5 protein-coding genes are annotated in these 4,241 nt (G+C 63.2%); 1 reads left to right on the top strand and 4 read right to left on the bottom strand.

Translation table 11 applies throughout. From position 1 onward, the window contains the following. The 4 genes from ACXJL8_RS35345 to ACXJL8_RS35330 form a co-directional block, all read right to left on the bottom strand. Positions 1-295, bottom strand: a 295-nt coding sequence (locus ACXJL8_RS35345) for an ABC transporter permease subunit (RefSeq protein ID WP_456686487.1), incomplete at its 3' end; no start/stop codon positions are given. A 4-nt stretch (positions 296-299) separates the two neighbouring features. Then, positions 300-1,031, bottom strand: coding sequence for an amino acid ABC transporter permease (locus tag ACXJL8_RS35340; protein ID WP_456617453.1), 732 nt, complete (start codon positions 1,029-1,031; stop codon positions 300-302). Between the two features lie 125 nt (positions 1,032-1,156). Further along, positions 1,157-2,068 (bottom strand): amino acid ABC transporter substrate-binding protein, encoded by a 912-nt coding sequence (locus ACXJL8_RS35335; RefSeq protein ID WP_456617452.1) that lies wholly within the window; start codon positions 2,066-2,068, stop codon positions 1,157-1,159. Between the two features lie 99 nt (positions 2,069-2,167). Further along, positions 2,168-3,553, bottom strand: a complete 1,386-nt coding sequence (locus tag ACXJL8_RS35330; RefSeq protein ID WP_456617451.1) for a M20 family metallopeptidase — start codon at positions 3,551-3,553, stop codon at positions 2,168-2,170. Positions 3,554-3,819: 266 nt separating this feature from the next. On the opposite strand from ACXJL8_RS35330, the gene ACXJL8_RS35325 reads away from it, so the two are divergent. After that, positions 3,820-4,241, top strand: a 422-nt coding sequence (locus tag ACXJL8_RS35325; protein WP_456686486.1) for an LLM class flavin-dependent oxidoreductase, incomplete at its 3' end; no start/stop codon positions are given.

Genomic DNA, 4,241 nt, shown 5'->3' with positions numbered 1-4,241 from the left:
CACCGACACTGATGGGCCGCGACGCGCCGGTCACCCACTGCCCGATATAGGGCACCAGGAAGTAGAACCAGAAGATGACCAGCACCAGCGGCAGCGAGCGCATGAAGTCGACATAGACGCCGGCGATGCGGCCGAGCACCTTGTAGCCGGACAGCCGCATCAGTGCGATCGCCGTGCCGAAGACCAGGCCGCCGAGACCGGCGAGCGCGGTCAGGGTCACCGTGAACGTCATGCCCTCATAGAACAAATAGGGCAGCGCGCGGCGGATGACGTCGAAATCGAGATTACCGAACATGGCGCTATTTCCCCGTGATGTAGCCGGGAATCGCGACGTAGCGCTCGAGGAAGCGCATTCCGGTCACGACGACGGCGTTGACGAGGAGATAGAGGATGGTCGCGGCGGTGAAGGCCTCGAACACCTGGAACGAGAATTCCTGCATCGATCGCGCCTGTCCGGTCAATTCGATCAAGCCGATGGTGATGGCGACCGCCGTGTTCTTGATGGTGTTGAGAAACTCGGAGGTCAGCGGCGGCAGGATGATGCGGAACGCCATCGGCAGCAGGACGTAGCGATAGCCCTGCACGGTGGTGAGACCGAGCGCGGTTGCCGCCATCTTCTGTCCGCGCGGCAGCGAGCCGATGCCGGCCTGCAATTGCACGGCGACGCGGGCCGACATGAAGAAGCCGATGCCGATCGCGGCCGTCCAGAACGGCGCGTTCGGCAGTTGCTTCAGCCACAGCCCGGCGGATTTCGGCAGCAGTTCCGGCAGCACGAAGAACCACAGGAACAGCTGCACCAGCAGCGGCATGTTGCGGAAGAACTCGACCCAGCAGAAGCCGAACCAGTAGGCGCCCCGCGACGGCAGCGTGCGCATGACGCCGATCAGCGAGCCGAAGATCAGCGCGATGATCCAGGCGAGCACCGCCGTCTTCAGGGTCAGCACCAGGCCCGACAACAGCATGTCGAGATAGGTGCCGGTCCCCATCGGATTCGGCTCGAAGAAAATTCCCCAGTTCCAGTGGTAGTTCACGAGTCCCCCGCGCGAACGCGCCAATCACAGATGTCGTAAACGTCTATGCAAATGTCCGGCCACTCCCTCCAGAATGGCCGGAATTTGCTTCCTCTCCCCGCGTGCGGGGAGAGGCAAACAGCAACTTACTTATAATCGTCCGGGTTCGGCGAGTCGCTCGGCTTTGCGAACTCGTTCTTCAGCTCGGCCGAGATCGGCGTGTTGAGGTTCAGGCCCTTCGGCGGGATCTTCTGGGTGAACCACTTCTCGTAGATCTTCTGGCCCTCGCCGGAGGTGTAGAGCGCGGCGGTCGCCGCATCGACCACCTTCTTGAAGGGCGCGTCGTCCTTGCGCAGCATGATGCCGTAGGGCTCGGGCTTGGAGAAGGCGTCCTTGGAGATGACGTAGTCGTCCGGCGACTTCGAGCCGGCAACCAGGCTCGCGAGCAGGATGTCGTCCATCACGAAGGCCACCGCACGATCGGTCTCGACCATCAGGAAGGATTCGGCGTGGTCCTTGGCCGGGATGATGTTGGCGCCGAGGCCTTTCGCGACGTTAGCTTCGGTGAGCTGCTTGATGTTGGTGGTGCCGGCAGTCGAGACCACCGTCTTGCCCTTGAGATCGTCGATCGACTTCAGGCCGCTCGACTTCTTGAAGACGTAGCGGCTGGCGGTCAGGAAGTGGGTGTTGGTGAAGGCGACCTGCTTCTGGCGCTCGGCATTGTTGGTGGTCGAGCCGCATTCGAGGTCGATGGTGCCGTTGGCCATCAGCGGGATACGGGTCGCCGAGGTCACCGGATTGAGCTTGACCTCGAGCTTGTCGAGCTTGAGCTCCTTCTTCACGGCGTCGACGATCTTGTAGCAGATGTCCATCGCGAACCCGACGGGCTTCTGGTTGTCGTCGAGATAGGAGAACGGGATCGAGGAGTCGCGGAAGCCGAGGGTGATGGCGCCGGTGTCCTTGATGTTCTTCAGCGTGCCGGTCAGTTCCTGGGCCCCAGCCTGGCTGACGACGAAGGTCGCGGCGAGCGCGAGGCCGATGCTACGGAAATGTTTCACTTTTTTGGTCCCCTTTCAGGATGATGCGGCCGGATGCAAGCACAAATCGGCCCGGATTAGAATGTGACTTTCGGCTGGATCACGGCTCAGGTTAACGGCTCAGGTGAGTGGCTTGGGCAATTCCCCGAGATCCCAGAACAGGCCGGCCATCACCGTCAAGGCCTCTTCGGTCAATGGCAGCAGGATGTGCTCATTGGGCGCATGCTGGGAGCAGCCGGGATAGGAGTGCGGGACCCAGATCGTCGGCAGGCCAAGAATCTCGGAAAACACGTCGTTGGGCAGCGAGCCGCCGAAATTCGGCAACACCGCCGGCGTCTTGCCGGTGGTCTCTTGCACCGAATCCGCCGCCCATTTGATCCAGGGGCTGTCGAAATCGGTGCGCGAGGCGGCGAAGCTCTGCGCCGCCCGCACCTCGACCATCGGAAAGCCCTTTGCGACCAGATGGGCGCGGACGGCGTCGATGAGGCCGTCGATCCTGGTGCCGACGACAAAACGCAGTTGCAGCACGGCATTGGCGTGGCCGGGAATGGCGTTGGCTGGCTTCTCGATATTGCCGGATGACATCGCCAGCACCTCGAGCGTGTTCCAGGCGTAGAGGCGCTCGGCTGCCGACAGGCCCTCCTCGCCCCAATTCTCCGCGAGCGCCGGCTCGTCCTCGGTCGGGACGACCTGCACGTCGGCGAGATAGCTGCGGATCTGGTTGGTGAGCCGCGGCGGCTTCAGCGCGTCGAGCTGAAGCCGGCCGTGGCCGTCGACCAGCGTGGCAATCGCGTTGACCAGAATCGTCGCGGGGTTGGCGAGCACGCCGCCCCAATTGCCGGAATGGTGCCCGCCGTCGCGCAAATTGACGTCGAGATGGATGCGGATGCCGCCGCGGCAGCCCAGGAACAGGGTCGGCCGATCGGCGGACAGGCGCGGCCCGTCGGAGGCCATGAACAAATCGGCCTTGAGCGCGTCGCGGTTGAGATCGCAGACCTTGCCGAGATCGGGCGAGCCGATCTCCTCGCCCATCTCGACGATGAATTTGGCATTGAAGCCGAGCTTGCCGCCGCGGGCGTCGCGCACCGCGCGGAGCGCCGCCATGTTGATGCTGTGCTGGCCCTTGTTGTCGGCGGTGCCACGGCCGTAGAGGCGCGTGCCTGAAACCGTGGTGCGCCAGGGATCGCGGCCCTCGCGCCACTCGCCTTCCATGCCGTCGACGACGTCGCCATGGCCGTAGATCAGCACGGTCGGCGCCGTTTCGCTCTCCCGATGCTCGGCGAACAGGAACGGCGCCTTGCCGCTGGGGGATTCGACCAGGCGGCTTTGGAAATCGAGCGCGGCGAAGGCCGGCACCATCTCCTGTTCCAGATAGGCACGCAGCTCCGTGCCGCGCGACGGGTTCTGGCTTTCGGTCCGGAAGGCGACGCGGCGGTCGAGCTCGGTGAGGAACGCACCGGATTTGAAATCGTCGCGGGCGCGGGCGATGGCGTCGGCTCTGGTCATGACTTACTTTTTCGAGGTTTGAAGACGAAGGAGCATACCCGAGACGGGCGGACCTTCGAAAGTGGCGGGGACTTCGATAGTTCTTGGATAGTTCTTGGATAGTTTCTTGGGATTTCGTTCTTGCTCTCTTGAGATTGGCTTGCCAAGGGCAGCAGCGCCGCTGATTTTGGCCTTGCCAAGCGCAAGTTATATGCAAGAACTTCGCCAAGTTCGGGCGCACATCTATCATTCGAAGAGCGCCCGGTACAGGGCGCCGGGGGACCAGCATGGCCAAGCAGATCAGGCTCAACGCATTTGCGATGAATTGCGTCGCGCATCAATCACCGGGGCTGTGGACCCATCCGCGCGACCGTACCGCCGACTATAACCGCCTGCCCTACTGGATCGATCTCGCCAGGACGCTGGAGCGCGGCCGCTTCGATGGTCTGTTCCTGGCGGACGTGCTCGGCGTCTACGACGTCTATGGCAACAGCCCTGACGCAGCCCTGCGCAATGCGGCACAGACGCCCTCGAACGAGCCGCTGCTGCTGCTCTCGGCGATGGCGGCGGTGACGCAAAATCTCGGCTTTGGCGTCACCAGCAATCTTTCCTTTGAGCCGCCCTACCCGTTCGCACGGCGAATGTCGACGCTCGACCATCTCACCGAGGGACGGATCGGCTGGAACGTCGTCACCGGCTATCTCGACAG

It is taken from the genome of Bradyrhizobium sp. P5_C11_2 (genome assembly GCF_054049755.1).
This window is presented reverse-complemented; position numbering and strand designations above follow the sequence as displayed.

Excerpts from the sequence above, each read along its gene's own strand:
- ACXJL8_RS35330 (WP_456617451.1), bottom strand. The coding sequence starts at position 3,553 with ATGACCAGAGCCGACGCCATCGCCCGCGCCCGCGACGATTTCAAATCC.